The sequence below is a fragment of the Herbaspirillum hiltneri N3 genome, from assembly GCF_001267925.1.
GTDB lineage: Bacteria > Pseudomonadota > Gammaproteobacteria > Burkholderiales > Burkholderiaceae_D > Herbaspirillum > Herbaspirillum hiltneri.
On the sequence record NZ_CP011409.1, the window covers coordinates 4677107 to 4703377 of the forward strand.

At 59.8% G+C, this 26271-nt stretch carries 24 protein-coding genes, 1 tRNA gene, 2 other RNA genes and 1 riboswitch; of the genes, 20 read left to right on the top strand and 7 right to left on the bottom strand.

The genetic code is table 11. From position 1 onward, the window contains the following. Positions 1-11: 11 nt before the first annotated feature. From pheA to gyrA, 3 genes are all read right to left on the bottom strand, one after another. The gene (pheA, locus tag F506_RS21035) at positions 12-1085 is read right to left on the bottom strand and encodes a prephenate dehydratase (RefSeq protein ID WP_053200682.1); all 1074 of its coding nucleotides are present in this window, start codon (positions 1083-1085) and stop codon (positions 12-14) included. Positions 1086-1288: 203 nt separating this feature from the next. Continuing rightward, entirely contained in the window at positions 1289-2386 is a 1098-nt protein-coding gene (gene serC, locus F506_RS21040; RefSeq protein WP_053200684.1) for a 3-phosphoserine/phosphohydroxythreonine transaminase, read from the bottom strand. A 184-nt stretch (positions 2387-2570) separates the two neighbouring features. After that, a complete protein-coding gene (gene gyrA / locus F506_RS21045) occupies positions 2571-5219 on the bottom strand; it encodes a DNA gyrase subunit A (protein WP_053200686.1) in 2649 nt (882 codons plus the stop codon). Positions 5220-5431: 212 nt separating this feature from the next. On the opposite strand from gyrA, the gene F506_RS21050 reads away from it, so the two are divergent. The 6 genes from F506_RS21050 to ssrA all read left to right on the top strand — a co-directional run bounded on the left by F506_RS21050 (position 5432) and on the right by ssrA (position 12947). Next, complete coding sequence (locus F506_RS21050; RefSeq protein WP_235471267.1) at positions 5432-6205, top strand: OmpA family protein; 774 nt, start codon at positions 5432-5434, stop codon at positions 6203-6205. Positions 6206-6490: 285 nt separating this feature from the next. Beyond that, a complete protein-coding gene (gene ompA, locus F506_RS21055; protein ID WP_053200690.1) occupies positions 6491-7111 on the top strand; it encodes an outer membrane protein OmpA in 621 nt (206 codons plus the stop codon). A 109-nt stretch (positions 7112-7220) separates the two neighbouring features. Beyond that, positions 7221-7919, top strand: a complete 699-nt coding sequence (gene ubiG, locus F506_RS21060) for a bifunctional 2-polyprenyl-6-hydroxyphenol methylase/3-demethylubiquinol 3-O-methyltransferase UbiG (RefSeq protein WP_053200692.1) — start codon at positions 7221-7223, stop codon at positions 7917-7919. A gap of 97 nt (positions 7920-8016) precedes the next feature. Further along, positions 8017-8676 (top strand): HAD family hydrolase, encoded by a 660-nt coding sequence (locus F506_RS21065; RefSeq protein WP_053200693.1) that lies wholly within the window; start codon positions 8017-8019, stop codon positions 8674-8676. Positions 8677-8780: 104 nt separating this feature from the next. Then, entirely contained in the window at positions 8781-12497 is a 3717-nt protein-coding gene (locus tag F506_RS21070; protein WP_053200695.1) for a DUF748 domain-containing protein, read from the top strand. An 87-nt stretch (positions 12498-12584) separates the two neighbouring features. After that, positions 12585-12947: a transfer-messenger RNA gene (ssrA, locus tag F506_RS22915) on the top strand. An 81-nt stretch (positions 12948-13028) separates the two neighbouring features. On the opposite strand, the gene F506_RS21075 is transcribed toward ssrA, so the two are convergent. Continuing rightward, the gene (locus F506_RS21075) at positions 13029-13259 is read right to left on the bottom strand and encodes a hypothetical protein (protein WP_053200697.1); all 231 of its coding nucleotides are present in this window, start codon (positions 13257-13259) and stop codon (positions 13029-13031) included. Between the two features lie 237 nt (positions 13260-13496). Continuing rightward, the gene (locus F506_RS21080) at positions 13497-13976 is read right to left on the bottom strand and encodes a hemerythrin domain-containing protein (RefSeq protein WP_053200699.1); all 480 of its coding nucleotides are present in this window, start codon (positions 13974-13976) and stop codon (positions 13497-13499) included. Between the two features lie 162 nt (positions 13977-14138). Between F506_RS21080 and F506_RS21085 the strand changes: the two genes are divergently transcribed. From F506_RS21085 to ssrS, 4 genes are all read left to right on the top strand, one after another. Beyond that, complete coding sequence (locus tag F506_RS21085; protein WP_053200700.1) at positions 14139-15062, top strand: DNA-3-methyladenine glycosylase family protein; 924 nt, start codon at positions 14139-14141, stop codon at positions 15060-15062. 223 nt (positions 15063-15285) lie between these two features. After that, positions 15286-15516 carry a BRLZ domain containing protein gene (locus tag F506_RS21090; RefSeq protein WP_053201831.1) on the top strand — a complete coding sequence of 77 codons (231 nt, stop codon included), beginning with the start codon at positions 15286-15288 and terminating at the stop codon, positions 15514-15516. After that, positions 15516-15827 (top strand): cell division protein ZapA, encoded by a 312-nt coding sequence (locus tag F506_RS21095; protein WP_200907695.1) that lies wholly within the window; start codon positions 15516-15518, stop codon positions 15825-15827. The genes F506_RS21090 and F506_RS21095 overlap by 1 nt, the downstream gene beginning before the upstream one ends. A gap of 235 nt (positions 15828-16062) precedes the next feature. Beyond that, positions 16063-16241: non-coding RNA, 6S RNA (gene ssrS / locus F506_RS22920), on the top strand. Positions 16242-16361: 120 nt separating this feature from the next. Here the strand turns inward: ssrS and nrdR are convergent. After that, positions 16362-16844, bottom strand: coding sequence for a transcriptional regulator NrdR (gene nrdR, locus F506_RS21100; protein ID WP_053200704.1), 483 nt, complete (start codon positions 16842-16844; stop codon positions 16362-16364). A gap of 169 nt (positions 16845-17013) precedes the next feature. Next, the gene (glyA, locus tag F506_RS21105) at positions 17014-18261 is read right to left on the bottom strand and encodes a serine hydroxymethyltransferase (RefSeq protein WP_053200706.1); all 1248 of its coding nucleotides are present in this window, start codon (positions 18259-18261) and stop codon (positions 17014-17016) included. A gap of 159 nt (positions 18262-18420) precedes the next feature. Then, a riboswitch (ZMP/ZTP riboswitch) is annotated at positions 18421-18524 on the bottom strand. Positions 18525-18683: 159 nt separating this feature from the next. Between glyA and F506_RS21110 the strand changes: the two genes are divergently transcribed. From F506_RS21110 to F506_RS21155, 10 genes are all read left to right on the top strand, one after another. Then, the gene (locus tag F506_RS21110) at positions 18684-19436 is read left to right on the top strand and encodes an SDR family oxidoreductase (protein ID WP_053200708.1); all 753 of its coding nucleotides are present in this window, start codon (positions 18684-18686) and stop codon (positions 19434-19436) included. Positions 19437-19450: 14 nt separating this feature from the next. Continuing rightward, the gene (ybgC, locus tag F506_RS21115; protein ID WP_053200710.1) at positions 19451-19924 is read left to right on the top strand and encodes a tol-pal system-associated acyl-CoA thioesterase; all 474 of its coding nucleotides are present in this window, start codon (positions 19451-19453) and stop codon (positions 19922-19924) included. A gap of 140 nt (positions 19925-20064) precedes the next feature. Continuing rightward, positions 20065-20766 carry a protein TolQ gene (gene tolQ, locus F506_RS21120; RefSeq protein WP_053200711.1) on the top strand — a complete coding sequence of 234 codons (702 nt, stop codon included), beginning with the start codon at positions 20065-20067 and terminating at the stop codon, positions 20764-20766. Further along, the gene (locus F506_RS21125) at positions 20766-21194 is read left to right on the top strand and encodes an ExbD/TolR family protein (RefSeq protein ID WP_053200713.1); all 429 of its coding nucleotides are present in this window, start codon (positions 20766-20768) and stop codon (positions 21192-21194) included. The genes tolQ and F506_RS21125 overlap by 1 nt, the downstream gene beginning before the upstream one ends. 1 nt (position 21195) lies before the next feature. Continuing rightward, positions 21196-22116 (top strand): cell envelope integrity protein TolA, encoded by a 921-nt coding sequence (tolA, locus tag F506_RS21130; protein WP_053200716.1) that lies wholly within the window; start codon positions 21196-21198, stop codon positions 22114-22116. Positions 22117-22127: 11 nt separating this feature from the next. Then, positions 22128-23438: a Tol-Pal system beta propeller repeat protein TolB gene (gene tolB, locus F506_RS21135; RefSeq protein WP_053200718.1), complete on the top strand. Its 1311-nt coding sequence runs from the start codon at positions 22128-22130 to the stop codon at positions 23436-23438. A gap of 39 nt (positions 23439-23477) precedes the next feature. Further along, positions 23478-24002, top strand: coding sequence for a peptidoglycan-associated lipoprotein Pal (gene pal / locus F506_RS21140; protein WP_053200720.1), 525 nt, complete (start codon positions 23478-23480; stop codon positions 24000-24002). 5 nt (positions 24003-24007) lie between these two features. Continuing rightward, entirely contained in the window at positions 24008-24778 is a 771-nt protein-coding gene (gene ybgF, locus F506_RS21145) for a tol-pal system protein YbgF (RefSeq protein ID WP_053200722.1), read from the top strand. 54 nt (positions 24779-24832) lie between these two features. After that, positions 24833-24908 (top strand) — tRNA-Lys (locus tag F506_RS21150). A 311-nt stretch (positions 24909-25219) separates the two neighbouring features. Continuing rightward, positions 25220-26251: a LacI family DNA-binding transcriptional regulator gene (locus F506_RS21155; RefSeq protein WP_053200724.1), complete on the top strand. Its 1032-nt coding sequence runs from the start codon at positions 25220-25222 to the stop codon at positions 26249-26251. The last annotated feature ends 20 nt before the right edge of the window (positions 26252-26271 follow it).

Genomic DNA, 26271 nt, shown 5'->3' on the forward strand with positions numbered 1-26271 from the left:
CTTCTAATGATTTATACGGTAAAAGGGTAAGAGCCGAGCAGCTTGAAGAACGCCGCGTTCTCCTTGAGCTCGGCCAGCGCCTTGGCGACTTTGTCGTCTTGCTCGTGACCTTCCAGGTCGACGTAGAAATAGTATTCCCACGCCCCCATGCGCGCCGGACGCGACTCGAAGCGCGTCATCGACACGCCATGCCTGGCCAGCGGCGCCAGCAGGTTGTAGACAGCGCCGGCCTTGTTCGGCACGGATAGCACGATGGAGGTCTGATCGCGACCGGACGGCGCGGTTTGCAGACGGCCGATGACGGCAAAGCGCGTGCGGTTGTGCGGATCGTCCTGGATGTGCGCATTGACGGTTTGCAGACCGTATTTCTGCCCGGCGATTTCACCGGCGATGGCGGCCACCGTAGTATCTTCGCCGGCGATGCGTGCAGCTTCGGCGTTGGACGCCACGGCCTGGCGTTCGATACCCGGATAGTTCTGGTTCAGCCACGCATTGCATTGCGCCAGCGCCTGCGAATGCGCGCAAATGCGCGTCACGCCTTGCATGCCGCCGACCTTGGTCATCAGGCTGTGATGCACGGGAATCGAAATCTCGCCGCTGATGCGCAACGTGGTCTGCAGCAGCAGATCAAGCGTACGGTTGATCACGCCTTCGGAAGAATTCTCGATCGGCACCACGCCGAAATCGGCGGTGCCGGCTTCTGCATCGCGGAAGACCTCGTCGATCGAAACGCACGGCAAGCCTTCGACGGCATGGCCGAACTGCTGGTACACGGCTTGTTCGCTGAAGGTGCCTTCGGGACCGAGATAGGCCACCACGACGCGTTTTTCCAGCGCGCGGCAGGCCGACATGACTTCACGGAAAATCGTCTGGATGTCGCTGCCCAGCAGCGGCCCCGGGTTGCGCTCGGCGGCCTTGCGCAGCACTTGCGCTTCACGCTCGGGACGGAACACCGGCGCGTTGGTCTCGGCCTTGACGTGCCCGACTTCCTGCGCGACGCGTGCGCGCTGGTTCAGCAAATCAAGGATTTGCGCGTCGATGGCGTCGATCTTCTGACGCAAGGGCAAGAGTTTATCGTCACTCATTGTGGTCTTTCTTGTTCAATCTGTTTCGGCTGGCTGCAAATACATAGCAAGTAACTGGCAAGTAATTGGCAAGTGAACGCGGCCAGCCCAAGCTCGATTGAACGGGTGCTGCAAAGCAAAAGCTGGCCAGGCGCAGCGTCGCAGACAGTGCGTTAGCACGGCAAGACGTTGCGACAACGCCAGATTTGTTTTGCAGCAGCCGTTCAGTGTGTGCGTTCGAAGTGGCGGAGGTACTCCACCAGTGCTTCGACGCCTTCTATCGGCATCGCGTTATAGATCGATGCGCGCATGCCGCCGACCGACTTGTGGCCTTTCAGCTGCAGCAGGCCGCGCTCTTTGGCGCCGGCCAGGAATGTCTCGTTCAATGTTTCGTCATGCAGGAAAAACGGCGCGTTCATGCGTGAACGGCAGTCCTTCGCAATCCGCGTTGTATAAAATTCGGTGCTGTCGAGATAGTCGTACAGCAGCTTTGCCTTGGCGATATTGCGGCGTTCCATTTCAGCTACGCCACCCTGGCGCTTGAGCCACTGGAACACCAGGCCGGCGATATAGATCGCGTAAGTCGGCGGCGTGTTGTACATGGAATCGTTGTCGGCGACGGTCTTCCAGTCGAAGGCCGACGGACAGATCGGCAAGGCGTGGCCGAGCAGGTCTTCGCGCACGATGACGATGGTCAGGCCGGCCGGGCCGATGTTCTTTTGCGCGCCGCCATAGATGACGCCATATTTGGAGACATCGACCGCGCGCGACAGAATATGCGACGACATGTCGGCCACGATGGGGGCGTTGTCGGTGTCGGCGGCGACGTCGGGCGTGAACTGGTATTCAACGCCGTCGATGGTTTCATTGGTGCACAGATGGACATAAGCTGCGTCGCGCGACAGCTTCCATGTGTCGCGTGCCGGGATGCGGGCAAATTTTTCGGCTTCCGACGAGGCGGCGACGTTGACTTCGCAATAGCGCCGCGCTTCCTTGATCGACTTGGTCGACCATGAACCGGTGTTGATGTAGTCCGCCACGCCCGCGCCTTTGCCGCGCAGGCCCGCGAGATTCATCGGGATGATGGCGTTTTCGGCGATGGCGCCGCCTTGCAGGAACAGGATCTTGTAGTTGGTCGGCACCGCAAACAGCTCGCGCATGTCGCGCAAGGCCGCCTCGATGATCGACATGTATTCCTTGCCGCGATGACTCATTTCCATCACGGACATGCCGCTGCCGTGCCAGTCCAGCATTTCGTCAGCTGCTTGCTGCAACACTTCTTTCGGCAATACGGCCGGACCGGCGGAAAAATTGTAGACCATGATCTAGGGTAAAAATAAAGAAAAACAAAGCAACGATGAAGCAACAATACAAGAGCACGAACAGGAAAGACAGGAACAGAAGACCGGACAAACAGGCAGAACAACCGGCAGACCAGTTGGCGAAACAAACGCTGCAGGATGAAAATGACCGGCCATCAGCCGGTCATTTTCTGCTTAACCCGGCTTATTCAGCAGGCGCGTCGCCTTCGGGAGCAGCCGTACCTTCGACATCGTCTTCGGCCTTGTCTTCTTCGGCATCGGACTCAACCACTCGCTGCAGGCCGCTCAGCTTGGTGCCGTCTTCCACGGCGATCAGCGTTACGCCTTGCGTTGCCCGGCCCATTTCGCGAATTTCCGCGACACGGGTGCGGATCAGCACGCCGCCGGTGGTGATCAGCATGATTTCATCGCTGGCTTCGACCAGGGTTGCCGCAACCACCTTGCCGTTGCGTTCGCTGGTCTGGATCGCGATCATGCCCTTGGTGCCGCGGCCGTGGCGGGTGTACTCGGTGATCGGCGTACGTTTGCCGAAGCCGTTCTCGGTCGCCGTCAGGACCGACTGCTGTTCGTTTTCGGCAACCAGCAGCGCGATGACTTGCTGACCTTCTTCCAGGTTCATGCCGCGCACGCCACGTGCCGTGCGGCCCATCGGACGCACGTCGTTCTCGTCGAAGCGCACTGCCTTGCCGGAATCGGAGAACAGCATGACGTCGTGCTGGCCGTCAGTCAACGCAGCGCCGATCAGGAAGTCGCCCTCATCGAGATCGACCGCGATGATGCCGGCCTTGCGCGGATTGCTGAAGTCGGACAACGGCGTCTTCTTGACGGTGCCGAGGCTGGTCGACATGAAGACGTAACGGTCTTCGGGGAAGACGCGGTTCTCGCCCGACAGCGGCAGGACCACGGTAATCTTTTCGCCATCCTGCAGCGGGAACATGTTGACGATAGGCTTGCCGCGCGAATTGCGCGAACCCTGCGGCACTTCCCACACCTTGAGCCAGTACAGACGGCCGCGGTTGGAGAAGCACAGGATGTAATCGTGCGTGTTGGCGATGAACAGCTGGTCGATCCAGTCGTCGTCCTTGGTCGCCATGGCTTGCTTGCCGCGGCCGCCGCGTTTTTGTGCACGGTATTCGGACACCGGCTGCGACTTCATGTAGCCCGAGTGCGACAGCGTCACGACCAGGTCTTGCGGCGTGATCAGGTCTTCAGTGCCGAGATCGGTGGCATTGTGTTCGATGGTCGAGCGGCGCTCGTCCTTGACGCCGATGCCGAAGTCGTTCTTCGCGGCCGTCAGTTCGTCGGTGATGATGGCGGTCACGCGCGCCGGCTTGGACAGAATGTCCAGCAGGTCGGCGATTTGTTCCATCACTTCCTTGTACTCATTGACGATCTTGTCTTGTTCCAGACCGGTCAGGCGTTGCAGACGCATTTGCAGGATTTCCTGCGCCTGGTCGTCGGACAGCTTATACAGACCGTCGGTCTGAATGCCGTAATGCGCCGGCAGGTTTTCCGGACGGAAGGCCTCGATGCCGCTGCTGTTTTCCGCACCGGTGCGGGCCAGCATTTCGCGCACCATGGACGAATCCCAGGCGCGTGCCATCAGTTCCGATTTCGCGATCGGCGGCGTCGGCGCCGCGCGGATGATGGCGATGAAGTCGTCGATGTTGGCCAGCGCAACCGCCAGGCCTTCCAGCACGTGGCCGCGTTCGCGCGCCTTGCGCAGTTCGAAGATCGTGCGGCGTGTGACCACCTCGCGGCGATGCGACAGGAAGCATTCCAGCATCTGCTTCAGGTTCAGCAGCTTCGGCTGGCGGTCGACCAGCGCCACCATGTTCATGCCGAAGGTGTCCTGCAGCTGGGTCTGCTTGTACAGATTGTTGAGCACCACTTCAGGCACTTCGCCGCGCTTGAGTTCGATCACCACGCGCATGCCCGACTTGTCGGATTCGTCGCGCAGGTCGGAGATGCCTTCCAGTTTCTTGTCGCGCACCAGCTCGGCGATACGCTCGAGCAAGGCCTTCTTGTTGACCTGGTACGGCAGCTCGTCGACGATGATCGCCGTACGGCCTTCGCGACCGAATTCCTCGAAGTGGGTCTTGGCGCGCATCACGACGCGGCCGCGGCCGGTGCGATAACCATCGCGTACGCCGGACACGCCGTAAATGATGCCGCCCGTCGGGAAGTCCGGCGCCGGAATCAGCTCGATCAGCTCGTCGATGGTGCAATCCGCGTTGGCCAGCACATGCAGCGCGCCGTTGATGACTTCGGTGATGTTATGCGGAGGAATGTTGGTAGCCATGCCCACCGCGATGCCGGACGAACCGTTGATCAGCAGGTTGGGGATGCGAGTCGGCAGCACCGACGGTTCTTTTTCCTTGCCGTCGTAGTTGGGATCGAAATCGACGGTTTCCTTCTCGATATCGGCCAGCAATTCGTTGGCGATCTTGTCCAGCCGGCACTCGGTATAACGCATCGCCGCGGCGCCGTCGCCGTCGATCGAGCCGAAATTGCCTTGTCCGTCCACCAGCATGTAACGCAGCGAAAAATCCTGCGCCATACGCACCAGCGTGTCGTAAATGGACGCGTCGCCGTGCGGGTGGTATTTACCCATGACTTCACCGACCACGCGCGCGCATTTCACGAACGGGCGATTCCAGACGTTGTTCATTTCATGCATCGCAAACAGCACGCGGCGGTGTACCGGCTTGAGGCCGTCACGCACGTCCGGAAGAGCACGTCCGACGATCACGCTCATGGCGTAATCGAGGTAGCTCTTGCGCATCTCTTCTTCAAGGGAAATGGGGATGGTTTCTTTGGCGAATTGATCCATTGGCGAGTCGAGAGGTATTGATTTTGGGGGTTGAATCAGGCCCGAAACCTGTTCATTGCGGGCAGCGACTACAAACGAAGCATTCTAGCACGCCGAGCCTTTGCAGCGCCGGTTTTAGCTCCCAGGCAATATGCAGCGGCCGGTACAAACAAATACGGGCAAAAGCGGCAATTGTGATTAAAATGCGAGCCTTCAACAGAAAAAGACGCATCATGGAAATCACGGCATCCGCTGCATTTCCGCCGGACAAGCCGCGCCATGACAGGCCGCCCTGCCCATGCTGTCGCAACCCTCTAATTAATATGCCTTATAAATTCCTCTGCCTGCTCGGCCTCTTGCTGGGCGCCGCACTTCCCGCTCACGCACAGAACAACACAGCCATTGCCGCCACCCCGGGCGCGGCATACGGACAGGACAACCAGGGCAGCGTCGCCCGCAGCCAGTATGGCCTGTGCTGGCGGACCGGTTACTGGACGCCATCGGACTCCCTGAGCGGCTGCGACGGCGAGCTGGCGCCTCCCGTCACGAACCCGATCGCTCCCGCGCTGGTGAGCAATCCGGCTGCCATTGTGGTCGGCGCTGCCACGCCGACGGCAAGCGCGGACTGCAACTTCCAGGTCACGCTCGGCGCGGGCCAGACGTTCGGCTCCGGCGAGACGGCGCTGAACAAGGCCGCGCAGCAGCGCATCCAGAAACAGGTTGTCGAGCGACTGGCGGCTTGCGGTGAAATTGACGCAATTATTGTCACCGGCCACGCCGATCGGCTTGGCACCCGGAAACATAATGAGGAAATTGCCGTCAAACGAGCAGAAACGGTCGCTGCATTTCTGAAGAGCAAAAATGTTGCCGCGCCGATCCAGGTCGTCGGTGCCGGCAGCAGCGAACCGGTTGCGCAATGCGGGGGAAATATTCCCCCACGGAAATTGGCAGGCTGCCTATCACCCGATCGCCGTGTGGTTATTCGCGTGCAAGGGCATGAAAAATAAGGTTTTTTAGCCAAAATTTGGCTTTTTTGGCAACAGAGTGCGGCACTTTGTGAAGGTAAACGTCTTGTTACCAAAAAACAACAGAGTGTTAAAAACGTTGATTGGACTATTTGGCAACGTTCGCTGATTGCACCAGCCTGTGGCAGAATGGCGGCTAAGTTCATTGCACGCCCCCCTTGTAAAGTGGGACGTGTGACGACCTGAACACATGATATTATTCGTTTTTTTGATGTCGTAATTTTGTAGCGCAGTTTATCTGCGGATATCTCACCCGAGAGGAGAAACATGAACAAATTAGCAAAACTCGTCTTCGCTGCTGCGTCCGCAGCCATCGCTCTGTCTGCGACCGCACAGGAAATCAAGGACATCAAAGTCCGTCCAAACAGCCTGTACCTGCAAGATGGCCGTGATGTCGTTACTCGTAGCGGTTTCGGCCTGTGCTGGCAAACAGCGTTTGTCAACGGCCCATGCGAAGAAGCTCCTGCTCAAGCCGCTGCTCCTGCTGCTGCTCCAGCCGCTCCAGCTGCCGCTGCTGCAGCCGCTCCGACATCGGAAAAAGTCACTTACGCTGCTGACGCATTCTTTGACTTCGACAAGGCAGTTCTGAAGCCAGCCGGCAAGTCCAAACTGGACGAACTGGTTGCAAACCTGAAGGGCCTGAACCTGGAAGTCATCATCGCTGTCGGCCACACTGACTCCGTCGGTTCCGTTGCCTACAACCAAAAACTGTCCGTCCGCCGCGCTGAATCGGTCAAGGCATACCTGGTTTCCAAGGGTGTCGAAGCCAACCGCGTCTACACTGAAGGCAAGGGCAAATCGCAACCAGTCGCTGACAACAAGACAGCAGCTGGCCGCGCCAAGAACCGCCGCGTTGAAATCGAAGTCGTCGGTACACGTAACAAGTAATACCGACACACGATTCTCAATCGAGAAAAACCCCGCTTCGGCGGGGTTTTTTTATGGAAATTTGTTTTGTGACGAACAGCATCAGGCGGCTTCAGCTATCATTCAGCCTATGAATGCCGATCCTCAAGAACTTCAAAAATTTAGCGATCTCGCCCATCGTTGGTGGGACCCCACTTCCGAATTTCGTCCCTTGCACGAAATCAATCCGCTCCGGCTGGAATGGATCAACGCCCGTGCGGCGCTATCCGGCAAGAGCGTGGTCGATGTCGGCTGCGGCGGCGGCATCCTGGCCGAATCCATGGCGCGCAAAGGCGCCCGGGTGACCGGCATCGATCTGTCCGACAAAGCGCTCAAGGTCGCCGATCTGCACGGCATGGAATCCGGGGTTCAGGTTCGCTACGAAAAGATAGCCGCAGAAGACCTGGCCGCGCGTGAACCCGGCCAATTCGACGTCGTCACCTGCATGGAAATGCTGGAACACGTTCCCGATCCCGCTTCCATCGTGCGCGCCTGCACGGCGATGGTGAAACCCGGCGGCCATGTGTTCTTTTCCACGCTAAATCGCAATCCCAAGGCTTACCTGTTCGCCATCATCGGCGCCGAGTACCTGTTGCGCATGCTGCCTAGGGGCACGCATGATTATGCCAAGTTCATCACGCCGGCCGAATTGGCCCGCTTCATCCGCGAAGCCGGACTGGAACTCGATGGACTCAAGGGACTCACCTACAATCCGCTGACCAAGCTGTATTCGATCAACCAGGATACCAGCGTCAATTACATGGTGGCTTGCCGCAAGCCGCTGTCCTGACCGCAATACCCGATGGCCGGCGACGTCCCCCTGCGGACATCGCCGGCAAACCGCAGCAGCTTCCGCTGTTACGCCAACCGCCTTCACCGTGCCGACCATGCCATTGAAAACACCCCGCGCCATCCTGTTCGACCTCGACGGCACGCTCGCCGACACGGCGCCCGACCTGGCCGAAGCCGTCAACCAGCTGCGCGCCGAACGCGGCCTGGAACCGACACCCTATGAGCACCTGCGCCCGGTAGCGTCCGCAGGCGCGCGCGGCCTGATCGGCGCAGCCTTCGGCGTGAAGCCGGACGACGCCGGCTATGAAGACCTGCGCGTGCGCTTCCTCAACAATTACGAAGCCAAGCTGGTCGTCAAAAGCAAACTCTTCGACGGCATTCCCGACCTGCTCAAGCAGCTGGAAGCACGCGGGCTAGCTTGGGGCATCGTCACCAACAAGGCATCGCGCTTCACCGACCCGCTGGTGCCGCAAATCGGCCTGGGCCATGCCGGCTGCGTGGTCTCCGGCGATACCACGCCGCATACCAAACCCCACCCGGCGCCGCTGTATGAAGCTGCGAGCCGGCTGCAACTGGCTGCGCACGAATGCTGGTATGTCGGCGACGACCTGCGCGACATCCAGGCCGGCCGCGCTGCCGGCATGCAGACCATCGCCGCAGCGTGGGGCTATTGCGGCCACGTCGCACCGGCATCCTGGGAAGCCGACGCTTTGTTGCATGATCCCTTGCAGCTGCTCGACCTGATCAAGCCGTAATTGCAGTATTTGCATCATCCGCCGACGTTTTGCCGCGCCGGCCATACAACTAAACGAAGGCGCATGCCGCTGGCGCAAGCGCCTCTCCTCACGAGGAACCGATCATGACCAATCATCCCCGTCCCGCCTGGCAACTGCGCACGTTGCGCTGGTCCGCATACACCATTGCTTTCCTGCTTCTGCTGGCGCTGGTCAGCTGGCTTGCACTGCCGTCGCTTGTCAAGAAAATCGCGATCGAACAGACCCAGGAAAAAATCGGACGCAAACTCGACATTGGCGAACTCAGCTTCAATCCGTTCCTGCTCGCATTGCGCGTGCATGACGTCACGCTGTACGAGCCGGACCAGAAGACTGCCGCCTTCAGCGCCAGGGAACTGGTGGTCAACGCATCGTCCACTTCTGCACTGCGCCTGGCCGCGATCCTCGACGAAATCAAGCTGGTCGAGCCAAAAGTCCACGTCGTGCGCCTGAGCGATGAAGGCATCGGCCGCTACAACTTCTCCGACATCATCGACCGCGTGCTGGCGATGCCCAAGAGCGAAGGCCAGACGCTGTTCTCGCTGGCCAACGTGCAATTGCAAAACGGCGCCATCCTGTTCGACGACAAGGTCAGCGGCAAGACCATCGACATCCGCGCGCTGAACATCGGCGTGCCCTTCGTCTCCAACCTGCCGCGCAACGTCGACACCTTCGTGCAACCGGTGCTGTCGATGACGGTCAACGGCACGCCGTTCTCGCTCAAGGGCCGCAGCAAACCCTTCGCCAGTTCGCTCGACACCACGCTGGCGATCGACATCGACAAGCTGGACGTCGCCAGCTACCTGCCCTTTTCACCCGTCCCGTTGCCGGTCAAACTGGAAAGCGCGAAACTCTCCACGCAACTGGACCTGACCTTCAGCCGCGACAAGGACAAGCCGCAAATCGGACTCGACGGCGACTTCACGCTGACCGACATTTCGGTCCAGGAAAATAATGCCGCGCCGCTGATCAAGATCGGCTCGGTTTCGGCCAAAATCAACAAGCTCGACCTGCTCAAGCTGAGCGGCGTGATTGACGAGATCGCCATCGACAAACCGCAAGTGTGGGCCGACATGAACGCCCGCGGCGAAATCAACTGGACCCGCATCGGCAAGAAGGACGTCCGGGCCAAATCCCCGGCATCTGCGGCACCTGCAGCATCTGCCAGGAAACCGGCCACGACGACGCCGGCAACCGAAACCAAGGCCGAAGCGAAGGACGCCGCCGCCCCGGCCATTACCATTCGCAAACTGCTGGTGCGCGACGGCAGCGTGCAGTGGACCGATGACGCCAACGCATCGCTGCGCCAGACCGTTCACCTCGGCAAGATCACCGTCGACGCCGAAGAAGTCTCCACGACGGCAGATGCCAAACCGGCCAGACTCGCGCTGTCGCTCACCGAAAACGACAAAGGTGAAATCGGCTTCACCGGCGCACTGGCGCCGCTCAAAGGTGAAATCAACGGCACCGCGAGCTTGAAAGCGATCCAGCTGAGCGGCTACCAGAACTACCTCAACCGCTCGCTGAACGGCGCGCTCAGCGGCCAGGTTTCCGGCAGTACCGAGGTGCAGATTGCCAATGGCCAGATCAAGCTCGGCAAGCTCGGCGTGGAAATCGCCGACCTCAAACTGTCTCCCAAGACCAAATCCGCCGCCGGCGTCATCGGCGCCAAAACCATCGCTCTCGACAACGCTACCATCGACCTGCAGGGTCGCAAAGCCGAAGCGGATGCCTTCCGCATCGTCGGCCTCAACGGCGATCTGCGCCGCGATGCCAAGGGCGCATTGAACCTGCAAGACCTCCTGGCGGCACCAGGAAGCAAACCTGCGGCAGTCAGCGAACCTGCAAAGAAGCAAAGCACCAACACTGCCGCCACCGCCGCCTGGCAAGCGCGCCTGCGCAACCTGTCGATCAGCAACAGCAATATTTCCTACGAAGACAGCGGCGTGACGCCGACGCAGAAGCTGCGCGTCGAAGGTCTGGATCTCAAGGTGGACAATCTCTCCAGCCAACTCGACCAGAGCAGCAAGCTGTCGCTGCACGCCACGCTGAACAAGAACGGCAAGTTGTCCGTGACCGGCCAGGCGACGCCGCAACTCAAGAGCGTAGACCTTGCGCTGGATGCGCTGAACCTGCCGATCGCTCCGTTCCAAACCTATTTCACCGACTACCTCAACGTCACGCTAACCAGCGGCACGCTCAGCACCAAGGGCAAGCTGGCGCTGACGCCGCCCATCAACAAACAGACGCTGGCGCTGCAATACAACGGTTCGGCCAGCCTCAATAATTTCCGCGTGCTCGACAAGCTCACCTCGAGCGATTTCCTGCGCTGGCGCACGCTGAACCTGCAAGGCATCAACGCCAGGATCGGCGGCAAACCGCTGGTCACGCTGGAAAAAATCGCACTGTCCGATTTCTACGCACGCGCCATCCTGTCCGACCAGGGCAAGCTCAATCTGCAAGACATCGTGGTTTCCAAGGAAGCGCCGCGCAGCTCGGTCACTGCGCCCGAAGCCAGCGCCGACAAGCCATCGACCACGGTCGCCAAGACCACCACGTCGACCGCGCCGGTCACGCCCGCCGCCCCCGATCCCAATGCACCGGTGATCCGCATCGGCCAGACTGTCCTGCAAAGCGGCAACATCAACTTCACCGACAACTTCGTCAAACCGAACTACACGGTCAACATGACCGGCATGGGCGGCACCATCGGCAGCATCGCTTCCGACAAGCCGCAACCGGCCACCATCGATTTGCGCGGCAAGGTCGACAACGACGCGCCGCTGCAGATCTCGGGCGCGCTCAATCCCCTGTTCAAACCGATGTTCCTCGACGTCAAGGCCAGCGCCAATGGCGTGCAACTGCCGCGCCTGACTCCCTACTCGGCCAAATATGCGGGCTACCCGATCACCAAGGGCAAGCTGTCGATGGACGTGCAATACAAGATCGAGAACGACAAGCTGGTGGCCCAGAACGACGTGCGCATTGAGCAACTGACCTTCGGCGACCACGTCGACGGCCCCAATGTCACCAAGCTGCCGGTGATGCTGGCGGTGTCGCTGCTCAAGGACCGCGACGGCACCATCAATCTCAACCTGCCGATTTCCGGCTCGCTGTCCGATCCGCAGTTCTCGATCGGCGGCATCATCATGCGCGTCTTCGTCAACCTGATCGTCAAAGCCGTCACCTCGCCGTTCGCGCTCATCAGTTCGATGTTCGGCAGCGGCGGCGGCGACGCCGAACTCAGCTATATCGAATTCGAGCCGGGCTCGTCCGAGATCACCGCCGACATCCGCAAGAAGCTCGACACCCTCGGCTACGCCCTGCACCAGCGTCCGGCGCTCAAGATCGACGTCATGGGCCGTGCCGACCCCACGGTCGACGATGCCGGCCTGCGCAAGGAAGTCCTCAATCGCAAGATGCGCGCCCTGAAACGCAAGGATGTCATCGAGAAGGAAGGGCAGCCGACCGGCAAGGACAACGAGCTCAGCGAAGCCGACCGCGCCAAGTACATGGAAAAGGTTTACAAGGAAGAGAAGTTCAAGAAACCGCGCAACATGGTCGGTCTCGCCAAATCCCTGCCGCCGGAGGAGATGCAGCAGTTGATCGTCGACAACACGCCTGTCACGGAAGATGACCTCCGCAACCTCGCTCAGCGTCGTGCGGACGTGGTGCGCAATTATCTGCAGGACCAGAGCATCATCTCCGCCGACCGCATCTTCCTGATTGCCCCCAAGCTCACGGCCGAAGGCATCAAGGACAAGGGCCAGGGCAGCCGGGTTGACCTGAGTCTGCAGCAATAGAAGCAACAGTAACGGCAACGGCGGCGCCCCGGACTCTTGATAATCCGGCGAGCCGCCCCCACACTGGGTTATAATACAAGTCTGCATGGGGCCGACTTGGTTTCGACGTGGGTTGCAAAGCAGCGCAGGGCATACCGAGGACTGACTACCTCGTAAATACAATCAGACAAGATATAACTGCAAACGATAACTCGTACGCACAAGCGGCTTAATACCCGCTTGCTCTACACTACTTCTTCCTTGGGGTAGGCTGGTAAAACAGCAGTAGAGTCATTTACAAGGAATCGCTTTGAACCGGGTCACTTGGTTCGAAGTTAAATCTAAGGTGACTCGCCTTAACGCAGCGTGCGCGTCCGCGTCGTTCGGGTTAAATCAAATGGCAGCGCTAAGTATGTAGAACTGTCTGTAGAGTGCTTGCGGACGCGGGTTCGATTCCCGCCGGCTCCACCACCATTGCAAAAAGGCCACCTGAAAAGGTGGCCTTTTTTATTGGCATCCGCCAGGGAACATCGGTGAACTGAAGAAAAGACGTCAGCGGCGCGCAATGCCCTCATCCACGACGCGAAAATCGTCGCCGAATTCCAGCGCCACAGACGACTCCGCCGCAAAATAAGCCGCCCTGCGCGCCTCGTATTCGGCGCGCAGACGCACGTAACGCCGCTCTGCAATGACTTGCTGGAAAATGAACACCAAGCCGGCAACCACCAGGAAAAGAGCGGCCAGGCTTGCACCCAGGAATGGCGCAGTTGCAAATGAGTTCATTGATTGTCCCCCCGGACACATCCGCTTGCGCGGCACAATAGTAAGGCTTCGTTTTGGAAACATTATACCCATCAGAATGTTTTGTGCGCATTAGAACTTTTCTATTAACTTGAGGCGTTTTGTAGCCTCCTCCTTTATTGTCAAATAAATAAAAATCCGCCACCAGGGCGGATTTTGAAAGCGCACGACTAGTGAAAGAGGCGCCGCGCGGCCTCGGCGAGCCTCCGGGTCGCCACTTCACGCGGGTACGGCAGGCAAGCCGTGCTCCATGCGCATCTTGTTCTTCGCCGCCAGCAACTCGGCGCCTAGCGCGTCGAGATCGATACCGGCTTTGCGCGCCTTGGGAAACATGTCGCCCTCCTCTTCTTCGACGTGATGATCGATCTGCTCGCCGAGGACTTTGATCTTTGCATCGAACATCGGATCGCCGGGCTGCAACTCGCCGAGCTGGCGGATGAGTTCCTTGGCACCTTCATGCTCGACCTCTGCTTCGTTCATCAAATCATTGTCGTCAATTTCCTGGCGAACGCGCGGATAAAAGATCTTTTCCTCGATCTCCATATGGATCAGCAATGCGCCGCAGACCGCTCTTGCAATATCCATCTTCTGTTCGTCGCTGGCGTGGTCTTTTTTCTTTTCATATTCCTCGAACAGTTCCCTGGCTTCCTGGTGATCCGATTTCAGTAACGCGATGGCGTCTTGGCTAGTAGCGTTCACTTGTGTCTCCGATGGTGATAAGCGCACACATATGCGCCGCTTCATTATTAAGCGGAGAGACGTGCGGCGCGATCAGCAAATTCCTTCTCCTCGTGTAGGCGCAGGTGAAGCGATATATGATCGTGCTTCCGCACTCCGGCGAAACTTTCTCGCAACACCAACATGCCCGCCCATAAGCAAGCCTCCTTCGCCGTCCGCGAATTGCCGTTCCAGCCGCCGCTCGACTGGCAACGCTTGCTGCGCTTCTTCGGCGGGCGTGCCACGGCTGGTGTGGAAGCAGTTGAAAACGGCGTCTATCTGCGCGCCATCGAATGGAATGGCGACCAGGGAACACTGGCCGTGTCGCGCCATCCCGACAAGGATTGCCTGGTCGCGCGGATCGACGGCAAGGCCAGTCGCCATGCCGATGCACTGGTGGCGCCGCTGAGCCGCATGTTCGATCTGCAGACGGACACCAGGCGCATCCGCAAACACCTGGCGCGCGATCCGTGGCTGGCGCCGCTATTCAAGGCGGCGCCGGGCTTGCGTGTGCCCGGTGCGTGGTCAGCGTTCGAACTGGTGGTGCGCACCGTCGTCGGCCAGCAAGTGGGTGTGAAAGCTGCGACCACCATCGTCGGCCGTCTGGTAGAACGCGCCGGCGAACGCATCGAAGGCCATGCGCACGCGGCAACCGCATGGCGCTTCCCGACGCCGCATGCGCTGGCCGCTGTCGATCTTGCTGCGATCGGCATGCCCGGAAAACGCATCGCCGCGCTGCAGAATTTCGCTCGCGCCGTGGCGCAAGGCGACGTGCCGGTAGACGATCCCGGCGCCGACATTGCCGACCTGCGCAAGGCCTTGCTCGGCTTGCCCGGCATCGGCCCGTGGACCGTCGAATACGTCGCCATGCGTGCGTGGCGCGATGCCGATGCCTGGCCCGCTTCCGATCTCGTGCTGATGCAAGCGATCGTCGAACGCGATCCCGCCCTGCTGAAACTGGCGCATCAAAAAAGCCGTGCTGAGATCTGGCGGCCGTGGCGCGCCTACGTCGCCATGCATCTATGGAATGAAATTGCCGACCGCATGGGCCAAGCGCGCGGCGGCTGAAATCAGCGCAGACTGATGACGGCCGCACCAGTGGAACAGGCGTGCAGGCCGTGAGCGATTAATTCTCTGACAACAAACCGTTTCATTTTTGCGCGGGTGGCCGGCGACGTTGCAAAATCACGCCGGGAATTCTGTAACGTTCTGCAACCGTCGCGCTATTTGTCGTGCCGGACGCCGCCAACAGAATATAATGGCGCACATCTTTTGCACTACAGCTGAGGCCATGAGCTCCGAATTCCACCTACTCTCAGAGAAAGTCGCGCAACTTGCCGCAATGACGCAATCGCTGCGCCGGGAAAACGCCGACCTGCGTCTTAACGTATCCGCCCTGACCACGGAGAACGCGGAATTGTCGCGACGTATGGATGAGGCTCATCAGCGCGTCGCTGCGCTGATCGAAAAACTTCCGGTTACGGCGCCGACGCCGGCCGACAATGAAGAGGAGACCGCGTGATGCAGCTCAATGTTTCGATCATGGGCCATGCCTACACGCTGGTGTGCAAGGAAGACGAAGAAGCCACCCTGCGCCAGGCGGTGGCTTACCTCGATGAAAAGATGTGCGCCATCCGCGACACCGGCAAGATCAAGGGCAACGATCGCATCGCCGTGATGGCCGCGCTCGGCATCGCCGCCGAACTCCTGTCGACCCAACCGGGCGGCGACGGCTCCTTCGCCGGCCTGACGGTGGCGGAGTGGAAGCAAAGCATCGCCTCCATGCATAGCGTGCTCGACGAGGCACTGGCGCCGCAGGAAAAATTGTTCTGATAGTTTCCTGATTTCTCTTCGAATATTCTCTCCGCTGCGCGCGTGCTCATGCACGCGCCGCAATTTCCCCTCTGTCCTGTCCAATGATTGACCTGCGAGAAACGTCATTGGCGCGGCATTTGGTGTGCACGGATGTTGCCGCGCGCGCATGAAGAATTCACACTGTCACAGAGTAAAAATACCTCGGGATTTTTACGCAAAGGCTTTGACAAGAATCCCGAATAGAGTAGACTTAAGTCTCCTGCCGTGTTCGCGAATGCTTATATTCCTTGAACCATTTATGTGCACAGGCTGTGGGATTTTGTTTGGTGGGCGTGAGCGTCGCTAGTCCGATGAACCCGAAATTAAACTAACTGCAGCCAACTTGAACCGCTTGGTTCAGGATGCCAGCATAGCGGCACAGGCGGGACTGAATTACTGAAGCGACTGTAGAAATACAGTCGCTTTTTTTATGCCTGCACGGAATGGAAAATGTAAATCGGAAGGGGTGCGGAATGCACGGCGATGTGCATGCCACGACGGGGATTGCCGGCGTCAGTCGTTGCGTTTCTTCGCTGCGGCCTTGCGCTCCTGGCCGACTTCGGCGATGGCGTCCTGAAATTCGGTGACGTCTTCAAAGCTCTTGTAGACCGACGCGAAACGGATATACGCGATCTTGTCCAGACGCTTCAATTCGCGCATCACCAGTTCACCGACCTGCCCCGACACCACTTCGCGGGCGCCGCTGGACAACAGTTTTTCCTGGATGCTCTGGATCGCCGCATCGACCGCTTCGGCCGACACCGGACGCTTGCGCAAGGCCAGCATCAGGCTGGCGCGCAATTTGGAAGGATCGAATTCGCTGCGGCTGCCGTTCTTCTTGACGATGACGGGCATCGTCAGTTCGATGCGCTCGTAAGTCGTGAAACGCTTGTCGCAATTGGCGCAACGGCGGCGGCGGCGGATCGCGTCGCCCTCTTCGGAGAGGCGCGTGTCCAGCACGGGCGTGTCGTCATGATTGCAGAACGGACATTTCATAGAGGCAAGTCAAGGCAGACTACAGGTTGGAGACCGGGAACCATCTTAGCCCCTGTTCACGATCTTGTTGCGAAAACCGTGAAGAGGTTCTTACTGCGCCGCGGCCTTCGCATCAGCGAAGGCCGCGGGATCAAGCAACTGCAAGCAACTACTTTGTCACCTCAAGCAATTACGCTGCATAGACCGGGAAGGCGTCAGTCAGCTTCTTGACTTCTGCCTTCACGCGTTCGATGGTGGCGGCGTCATGCGGATTGTCCAGCACGTCGGCGATCAGGTTGGCAACCTGTTCCGCTTCCGCTTCCTTGAAACCGCGTGTAGTCATCGCCGGGCTGCCCAGACGAATACCGGAAGTCACAAATGGCTTCTCAGGATCGTTAGGAATGCCGTTCTTGTTGCAGGTCATGTGGGCCGAACCCAGAATCGCTTCGGCTTCCTTGCCGGTCAGATTCTTCGGACGCAGATCCACCAGCATCACGTGCGACTCGGTACGACCGGAGACGATGCGCAGACCACGCTTGATCAGCGTCTTGGCCAGCACATCGGCGTTCTTCACGACTTGCTGTTGATATGCCTTGAATTCCGGCGACAGCGCTTCCTTGAATGCCACTGCCTTGCCCGCGATGACGTGCATCAGCGGACCGCCCTGGATGCCCGGGAAGATCGCGGAGTTGATGGCCTTCTCGTGCTCGGCCTTCATCAGGATCACGCCGCCGCGCGGACCGCGCAGCGACTTGTGCGTAGTCGACGTGACGAAGTCGGCGTGCGGCACAGGGTTCGGGTAAACACCCGCAGCGATCAGACCGGCGTAATGCGCCATGTCGACCATGAAGTAAGCGCCGACTTCCTTGGCTATCTTGGCGAAACGTTCAAAGTCGATGCGCAGCGCGTAGGCGGATGCGCCGGCGATGATCAGCTTCGGCTTCTTTTCGCGCGCCATTGCTTCCATGGCTTCGTAGTCGATTTCTTCCTTGTCGTTCAGGCCATAGGAAATCACGTTGAACCACTTGCCGGACATGTTCAATGCCATGCCGTGCGTGAGGTGGCCGCCTTCAGCCAGCGACATGCCCATGATGGTGTCGCCCGGCTTGAGCATGGCGAAGAACACGCCCTGGTTGGCTTGCGAACCGGAGTTCGGCTGCACGTTGGCGGCTTCCGCGCCGAACAGTTTCTTGAGGCGATCGATGGCCAGTTGCTCGGCCATGTCGACGAACTCGCAGCCGCCGTAGTAACGCTTGCCCGGATAACCTTCGGCGTACTTGTTGGTCAGTTGCGTGCCTTGCGCTTCCATGACTGCAGGCGAGGTGTAGTTTTCGGAAGCGATCAGCTCGATATGTTCCTGCTGACGGACGTTTTCCTTCTGGATGACGGACCACAGTTCCGGGTCGACATTCGCGATGGTGTGATTCTTTGCAAACATGATTTCTCCAATGGATGAGGGTGCGCCTGAAGCACATCAGCCGGTAACGCCTGGTAGCGCCAGAAACACAATAGGCGATGCCGACTTGAAGACTTCCAAATCGAATGAGGGCCAGGATGAATAAGGGAATTGCAGGCAGCCTCAATCGTTCTTTCCATTCAGGGCTGCCCAGGCGCACGGCTAATGAAATCTCACGCTTCCCGATGGATACCCATCTTGTGCCGGAACAAGGCTCCGGTTTTTCGCCAGTCACGTGAGACGAAATGGTCTGCGCATTGTAAGGGATGCCTTCGGATTCGGCAAGAATTGCCTCCGGCCGGCCGCATGAAAGCGTTGCATCTCGCGCAGCGGCGCTTTGGGCTACAATTTCGGGTTATTGATGCAAGCATGCATTCGTCCGACGCCAACAGGGAGAATTACAGATGATCGTTTTGATTACAGGTGCAACAGCCGGTTTCGGCGCCGAAATGGCGCGCAAGTTCGTTCAAAATGGCCACAAGATCATCGCCACCGGTCGCCGCAAGGACCGCCTGGATGCGCTGGCCGGCGAATTCGGCGCCGACAAGGTGCTGCCGCTGGTGCTCGACGTCACCGACAAGAATTCGATCAAGAGCGCCCTCGCCTCGCTGCCGCAAGGCTGGCAGGACATTGACGTCCTGATCAACAACGCCGGTCTGGCGCTGGGCCTGGAGCCCGCCCACCAGGTCGCGCTGGAAGACTGGGAAACCATGATCGACACCAACGTCAAGGGGCTGGTCACGGTCACCCATCACATTCTGCCGAACATGGTCAAGCGCGGCACCGGCACCATCATCAACCTCGGCTCGATCGCCGGCGCCTATCCGTATCCGGGCGGCAATGTTTACGGCGCCACCAAGGCATTCGTCGATCAGTTCACGCTGAACCTGCGCGCCGATCTTGTCGGCACCGGCGTCCGCGCCACCAACCTGGCGCCCGGCCTGTGCGGCGGCACCGAGTTCTCCAACGTGCGCTTCAAGGGCAATGACAGCGCCGCCGCCAAGGTCTACGAAGGCACCACCCCGCTGACCGCGGTCGATATCGCCGAAGCCGCATTCTGGGTCGCCACGCTGCCGGCGCACGTCAATATCAACTACATCGAAATGATGCCAACTTGCCAAGGTTTCGGTCCGTTGAACATCAAACGCACCCAATAAAAAAACGCGCCTCAATGTCCGATTCAACCAATAAAAACAATAGCAGCAACAGCGTCGGCAGCAGCAGGAACAACGACGCTTTCTCGTGGCCGGTCCGGGTCTACTATGAAGACACCGACACCGGCGGCGTCGTGTTCTATGCCAACTACCTCAAGTTCTTTGAGCGCGCGCGCACCGAATGGCTGCGCGCGCTGGGCTTTTCCCAGCAAGCACTGGTCGAATCGAGCGGTCTGATCTTCGTGGTCAAGAGCACCACGGTGGACTACTTTGCGCCCGCGCGGCTTGACGATGAACTGAAACTGACCGTCGTGGTCGAACAGTTCCGCAACGCGTCCATGGCCTTCGTACAGGAGGCCTGGCGCCTCCAGGGAACAGAACAGACATTGCTGGCGCGCGGCCAAATCAAGATTGCCTGCGTCAATGCCGCCAACTTCCGGCTCCAGGCCATTCCGGAAGAAATGCTGGCACGTCTCAAGGGAAACTTATAATTCATCATTGCCATGCACGAACGCAGCGGCCTCTTTACACCTGCCGCGACGAGACTGAAAAAATTTGCACGTACAATTGAGCCTCTCCGACTGAACCCGGAATTGAACCCCGTACTGAACCTCGACCCCCACACGCCTCCATGAACGTCACTCAAGATCTATCCTTCTTTGCCCTGATCACCAACGCCTCCGTCATCGTGCAGTTTGTCATGCTGCTGCTGTTGCTGGCCTCCGTTTTCAGCTGGACTTACATCTTCCGCAAGATGTTCACGATCCGCAGCGCGCGCTCGCAGACCGAAGAATTCGAGCGTTCGTTCTGGTCCGGCGGCAACCTGATCGCGCTGTACCAGGACACGCTGTCCAACCGCCGCAAGGGCGGCGGCCACGGCGGCGCGCTGGAACGCATCTTCCAGGCCGGCATGGGTGAATTCAACAAGGCCAAGGCGCAAGTCGGCAAAGGCGCCGCGATCGATTCGACCGGCGTGCTCGACGGTGCCCGCCGCGCCATGCGCGCCGCTTACCAACGCGAAATGGATGCACTGGAATCACACCTGGCCTTCCTGGCGACGGTCGGTTCGGTGTCGCCTTACGTCGGTCTGTTCGGCACGGTGTGGGGCATCATGAACGCCTTCCGCGGCCTTGCCAACGTGCAACAGGCCACACTGGCAGCGGTTGCTCCAGGTATTGCCGAGGCGCTGATCGCCACTGCCATCGGCCTGTTCGCCGCGATCCCTGCGGTGATCGCCTACAACCGTTTCTCGCATGACATCGATCGACTGGCGATCCGCTTCGAAAGCTTCATCGAAGAATTCTCCAACATCTTGCAACGTCAGGCACGCTGATGGCAGGCTCATCCATGCGCGGGGGACGTCCCCGCAAGTTCAAGTCCGAGATCAACGTCGTGCCGTACATCGACGTGATGCTGGTGCTGCTGATCATCTTCATGGTGGCCGCGCCGGTGAACGACCCGAGCGTCATCAACCTGCCGACCGCCGGCAAGTCGACCGTGCCGCCGAGCGAATACATCGAGATCGCGCTGAAACCCGACGCCAAGGCCACCATCAAGGTCAACGGCCCCAAGCGCGGTGAAACGCAGACCGCCTCCGGCCGTCCCGACCTGACGCAAAAGCTGCAGGCGCTGCACGCGGACAGCCCGGATATGCCGGTGATGATTTCCGCCGACAAGGAAATCAAGTACGACGAAGTCGTCCAGGTCATCGCCGCAGCCAAGAAACTGGGCATCGCACGCGTGGGACTGGCAACGAAGTAATATGAGCACTCCTTACCAAGTACCGAGACAACCGGGCCGCTGGCGCGCCATCGCCCTGGCGGTGGTGGTCCACATGGCCTTGCTGGCTTTCCTCTGGTTCGGCATCAGCTGGCAGAGCGAAACGCCGCTGACCGTCGAAGCGGAAATCTGGGATCCGAACATCAAGGAAGCGGCGCCGTTGCCGCAACCCGCCCCCGAGCCGGAACCGCCGAAGCCAACCCCGACGCCCGTACCAGAACCCGTCAAGCCGCCGCCACCGAAGGTGGAAGAACCGCCCGTGGCCAAGCCCGACATCGCGCTCGAAAAAGAGAAGGAAAAGAAGCGCAAGGAAGCGGAAAAGAAGGAACGCGACGAGAAGGAAAAAGAAGCCAAGCTCGAGCGTGAAAAAGCCGATCGCCTGAAGAAGGAAAAGCAGGACAAGATCGACGCCGACAAGAAGCTTGCCAAGGAAAAAGACGACGCCGAGGCCAAGAAAAAAGCCGAAGCCGACAAGCTTGCCGCCGAGAAGAAACAGAAGCAGCAAGCCGCCGACAGCAAGGCCGCCGAACAACGCCGCCAGGATGACTTGAAGCGCATGATGGGCCAGGCCACCAGCGCCGCCGGCGGCACCGGTAGCGCCGCCCAGTCGCAGGGTCCGCGCGGCTCCGCCGACTATGGCGCCAAGCTGGGCGCGAAGATCCGCTCCAATACCATCTTCGACATGCCCGGTGAATTGAGTGCAAACCCGGCGGTAGAATACACTGTCGAACTGCTGCCTGACGGCACGGTGCGCGGCATCCGCAAGAACAAGTCATCCGGCATTCCGGGCTTTGACGAAGCAGTCCAGCAAGCGATCAACAAATCGCAACCTTTCCCTCCCGACAAGGATGGCAGGGTGCCGAACAGCTTTACCTTTAAACACTACCCGAAGGATCAGAACTGATGAAAATGAGGATGATCAACAACTCGCGCACCGCACTGAACGCACAGCATGGTTTCCGCCGCCTGAGCAGCATTGCTCTGACTGTCATGGGTATTGCCGCGGCGTCCGCTGCACACGCAGAATTGCGCTTTGAAATTTCCGGCGTCGGCGCCAGCCAGATCCCGGTCGCCATCGCCGCTTTCCCGGGCGAAGAAGGCGCGCCGCAACAGATCACTTCCATCGTCAAGGCCGACCTCGCGCGCAGCGGCGTCTTCAAGCTCATCGACAACAGCGACTCCCTGTCCGATGCCTCCGCCATCAACTACGGCGACTGGAAGAACCGCGGCGCCAACGCCCTCGCGGTAGGCAGCGTGCAGCGCTTGGCCGACGGCCGTTTCGATGTGCGCTATCGCCTCTTCGACACCATCAAGGCGGCGCAATTGTCGGCGCTGTCGTTCGGCAGCCAGCCGCAACTGATGCGCCTCACCGCGCACAAGATCGCCGACGATATCTATGAAAAGCTGACCGGCATCCCCGGCATTTTCTCGACCCGCATTGCCTATGTGACACGTTCCGGCAAGGAATATCGCCTGGAAGTGGCCGACGCCGACGGCGAAGGCGTGCAAGTGGCGCTGCGCTCCAACGAACCGATCATTTCGCCGTCGTGGTCGCCGGACGGCGGCAAGGTCGCCTACGTTTCCTTCGAAGCCAAGAAGCCGGTCATCTACATCCAGAACCTGGTGACGCGCCAGCGTACGTTGGTGGCCAACTTCAAGGGCAGCAACTCGGCGCCGGCCTGGGCCCCTGACGGCCAGCGCCTCGCCGTGGCGCTCACCCGCGACGGCCTGACCCAGGTCTACGTGATCAACGCCGACGGCAGCGGCCTGCGCCGCCTGACCAACACCGCCGGCATCGACACCGAACCGCGCTTCTCGCCGGACGGCAATTATGTCTACTTCACCAGCGACCGCAGCGGCGGCCCGCAGATTTACAAGGTCAGCCCGAACGGCGGCGACGCCCAGCGCGTCACCTTCAGCGGCAGCTACAACATCAGCCCGCGGATTTCCCCGGACGGCAAGACTTTGGCGTATATTTCGCGCCGCGACGGCAAATTCCAGCTTTACGCGCTGGATTTGACCAACGGTCAGGAACAACGCCTGTCCGACACCGTCAAAGATGAGTCGCCAAGCTTCTCGCCAAACGGCAAATACATCATGTACGCGACGGAATCAGGTCGTCGCGGGTCGTTGGCCATCGTTTCCACTGATGGCCGGATCAAACAGCGCTTAACAACCCAGATTGGCGATGTCAGGGAGCCCACCTGGGGGCCGTTCATGAAATAAACAATTATTCACATTCATTCACGACACAAGGAGTTTCACATGCGTACATTCAGTTCTTTTGCAATCGTTCTTTCGGCAGCCGTGCTGCTGGCGGCATGCTCGTCCACCAAACTGGACGACAAGAACGCCCCGGTTGAAAACCGCGCAGGCACAGGCGCCACCACCGGTGCAGATCCGCGCGCAGTCAACACCGTCAACACCGGTTCCGACCCGCTGAACGACCCGCAAGGCATCCTCTCCAAGCGCAGCATCTATTTCGACTATGACAGCTACACCGTCAAGGACGAGTTCCGTCCGGTCGTCGAAGCGCATGCCAAGTACCTGAATTCGCACAAGGATCGCAAGGTCATCATCCAGGGCAACACCGATGATCGCGGCGGCACCGAGTACAACCTGGCCCTGGGTCAGAAGCGCGCCGAAGCAGTCCGCAAGGCGCTGGTCCTGCTGGGCGTGTCCGATGCCCAAGTTGAAGCAGTGTCGTTCGGCAAGGAAAAACCGAAGGCCCTGGGCAGCGACGAAGCAGCATGGGCTGAAAACCGTCGTTCCGACATCGCTTACCAATAAGACTTATGCGCACTTCCCTGAAGACCGCGCTCAAGTCGTTTTCCGCAGCGGCCATGATGGCCGCTGTCGCAAGCCTGTCCGTGTTGCCGGCAACGGCGCACGCAGGCTTGTTTGACGATGAGGAAGCGCGCAAGGCCATCCTCGATATCCGCAGCAAGATCGATGCCCTGCAAAAAGACGTCGCCAACAAGGCGGACAAGAACAGCGCGCTGAGCCTGTCCGACCAGAACGACCGATTGCTGCAGGAGATCGCACGCTTGCGCGGCCAGGTCGAAGTCCTCAGCAATGAACTCGCCAACACGCAGCAACGCCAGAAAGACTTCTACGTCGATCTGGACGCCCGCCTGCGCAAGCTCGAACCGCAAAAAGTCACGATCGACGGCAAGGAATCCAGCGTCGACCTGAATGAGCAGAAAGCCTATGACGCGGCCCTGAACATGTTCAAGGGCGGCGACTACAAGGGCGCCGGCGCAGCCTTCAGCGACTTCCTGAAACGCTATCCGCAATCCGGTTACGCGCCGTCGGCGCAATACTGGGTGGGCAATTCCCTGTATGCACAACGCGACTACAAGGGAGCGATCGCTGCTCAGCAAGTGGTGACAAAGAATTATCCGGACAGCCCCAAGGTAGCGGACGCGATGCTCAACATCGGCAGTTCCTACGTGGAGCTCAAGGACAAGGCGGCGGCGAAGAAGACCTGGGACGCGCTGATTGCGAAGTACCCGGAAAGCCCGGCTGCGCAGACCGGCAAGGAAAAACTGGCGACGTTGAAATAGTTTCCCTACGCGTTTGACACGATTGATCGATTTTGCTTATAATAGCGGTCTTTCGGGTCGTTAGCTCAGTTGGTAGAGCAGCGGACTTTTAATCCGTTGGTCGCAGGTTCGAGTCCCGCACGGCCTACCAGAAATTCAGCAGTAGATAAAAAGGGTTCCAAGCAATTGGAGCCCTTTTTGTTTTGTGCGTCCCATGTGCTAGCGTGCATTTTTCTGCAAGACTCAACTTGGTCAACCTGGCTTTGGTCCGTGCAATGGCTCTATCACCGCCCTTCTTCCGCAGCCATACCCCCCTGCTGCCCGTCGTTACCACTGCCGTGCCGTTTTACGCGTGCCGCCGCGACAACTCGCCTTCATCGCCATCGCAAACCGCGTATTTGATGTCAGAATAGGCACCGCCGGGAAGGTTTCTCCGGCGACAACCTGTTACTCCGATCCCGCATGGCAAAAAGAATCACATCGCAAGAAGACAGCGGTCCGGCGCGGGCCGTCACCAAGGAAGATGTCGCGCGCGTCGCCGGCGTGTCGCACATCACCGTGTCGCGCGTGATCAATTCGCCCGACAAGGTGGCGCCGGCCACGCGCGAGAAAGTGCTGGCCGAGATTGCGCGCATGGGTTATATCCCCAATCTGCTGGCGGGCGGGCTGGCGTCGCGGCGCACGCGCATTGTCGCGGCCGTGGTGCCGACCATCGGCCACTCGATTTTTGCGGAAACCGTGCGCGGCATGTCGGAATACCTGATGGCGCACGGCTACCAGTTGCTGCTGGGCCAAAGCGATTATTCCGAAGACATCGAAACCAGGCTGGTCGAAGCCTTCATCGGCCGCCGCGTGGATGGCCTGGTGCTGACCGGCGTGCAGCATACGCCGGCGACGCGGCAACGGCTCAGGACCGCCGGCATTCCGGTGGTGGAAACCTGGGACCTGACGCCCGAGCCGATCGACATGCTGGCCGGCTTCTCCAACTACGACGCCGGCGCGGCTATGGGCGATTATCTGGTCGAACAAGGATATCGGCGCATCGCCTTCGTAGGCGGCGATGATCCGCGCGGCGTGGCGCGACTGGCCGGCCTCAGCGCCGCGCTCAAGCGGCATCGCCTGCGGGCGCCGGTGCGCATCACGGCGTCGCCGGGATCGTTCCTGCAAGGCGGCCGCGAAGCCATGGTGACGCTGCTGGAGCAGCATCGCGACATTGACGCCGCCTTCTTCAGCAACGACGTCATCGCCGCCGGCGCGGTGCTGGAATGCGATCGCCGCAAGGTCCGCATTCCGCAGGATATCGCCATCGCGGGCTTCGCCAATCTCGACATCGCCTCGGAAATCAATCCGCCGCTCACCACCGTGCACGTCAGCAGCCATCGCATTGGTGAGACCGCAGCCAGGATGCTGCTGGCGCGCCTGGGCGGCAAAGACGCCGAGGCCGACACGGTCAGCGATCTCGGCTTCTCCATCGTGCGCCGCGGCAGCGCCTGAGCGCAGACTACGCACTTCGC

What these genes read in the sequence shown, in the direction of transcription:
- F506_RS21110 (WP_053200708.1), top strand. Translation starts at nt 18,684, where the DNA reads ATGATCGTTTTGATTACAGGTGCAACAGCCGGTTTCGGCGCCGAAATG.
- ompA (WP_053200690.1), top strand. Translation starts at nt 6,491, where the DNA reads ATGAACAAATTAGCAAAACTCGTCTTCGCTGCTGCGTCCGCAGCCATC.
- F506_RS21085 (WP_053200700.1), top strand. Translation starts at nt 14,139, where the DNA reads ATGCCCGCCCATAAGCAAGCCTCCTTCGCCGTCCGCGAATTGCCGTTC.
- serC (WP_053200684.1), bottom strand. Translation starts at nt 2,386, where the DNA reads ATGGTCTACAATTTTTCCGCCGGTCCGGCCGTATTGCCGAAAGAAGTG.
- tolQ (WP_053200711.1), top strand. Translation starts at nt 20,065, where the DNA reads ATGAACGTCACTCAAGATCTATCCTTCTTTGCCCTGATCACCAACGCC.
- ubiG (WP_053200692.1), top strand. Translation starts at nt 7,221, where the DNA reads ATGAATGCCGATCCTCAAGAACTTCAAAAATTTAGCGATCTCGCCCAT.
- F506_RS21075 (WP_053200697.1), bottom strand. Translation starts at nt 13,259, where the DNA reads ATGAACTCATTTGCAACTGCGCCATTCCTGGGTGCAAGCCTGGCCGCT.
- F506_RS21090 (WP_053201831.1), top strand. Translation starts at nt 15,286, where the DNA reads ATGAGCTCCGAATTCCACCTACTCTCAGAGAAAGTCGCGCAACTTGCC.
- gyrA (WP_053200686.1), bottom strand. Translation starts at nt 5,219, where the DNA reads ATGGATCAATTCGCCAAAGAAACCATCCCCATTTCCCTTGAAGAAGAG.
- F506_RS21095 (WP_200907695.1), top strand. Translation starts at nt 15,516, where the DNA reads ATGCAGCTCAATGTTTCGATCATGGGCCATGCCTACACGCTGGTGTGC.
- pal (WP_053200720.1), top strand. Translation starts at nt 23,478, where the DNA reads ATGCGTACATTCAGTTCTTTTGCAATCGTTCTTTCGGCAGCCGTGCTG.
- ybgF (WP_053200722.1), top strand. Translation starts at nt 24,008, where the DNA reads ATGCGCACTTCCCTGAAGACCGCGCTCAAGTCGTTTTCCGCAGCGGCC.
- ybgC (WP_053200710.1), top strand. Translation starts at nt 19,451, where the DNA reads ATGTCCGATTCAACCAATAAAAACAATAGCAGCAACAGCGTCGGCAGC.
- F506_RS21155 (WP_053200724.1), top strand. Translation starts at nt 25,220, where the DNA reads ATGGCAAAAAGAATCACATCGCAAGAAGACAGCGGTCCGGCGCGGGCC.
- F506_RS21065 (WP_053200693.1), top strand. Translation starts at nt 8,017, where the DNA reads ATGCCATTGAAAACACCCCGCGCCATCCTGTTCGACCTCGACGGCACG.
- tolB (WP_053200718.1), top strand. Translation starts at nt 22,128, where the DNA reads ATGATCAACAACTCGCGCACCGCACTGAACGCACAGCATGGTTTCCGC.
- tolA (WP_053200716.1), top strand. Translation starts at nt 21,196, where the DNA reads ATGAGCACTCCTTACCAAGTACCGAGACAACCGGGCCGCTGGCGCGCC.
- glyA (WP_053200706.1), bottom strand. Translation starts at nt 18,261, where the DNA reads ATGTTTGCAAAGAATCACACCATCGCGAATGTCGACCCGGAACTGTGG.
- F506_RS21125 (WP_053200713.1), top strand. Translation starts at nt 20,766, where the DNA reads ATGGCAGGCTCATCCATGCGCGGGGGACGTCCCCGCAAGTTCAAGTCC.
- nrdR (WP_053200704.1), bottom strand. Translation starts at nt 16,844, where the DNA reads ATGAAATGTCCGTTCTGCAATCATGACGACACGCCCGTGCTGGACACG.
- F506_RS21050 (WP_235471267.1), top strand. Translation starts at nt 5,432, where the DNA reads ATGGAAATCACGGCATCCGCTGCATTTCCGCCGGACAAGCCGCGCCAT.
- pheA (WP_053200682.1), bottom strand. Translation starts at nt 1,085, where the DNA reads ATGAGTGACGATAAACTCTTGCCCTTGCGTCAGAAGATCGACGCCATC.
- F506_RS21070 (WP_053200695.1), top strand. Translation starts at nt 8,781, where the DNA reads ATGACCAATCATCCCCGTCCCGCCTGGCAACTGCGCACGTTGCGCTGG.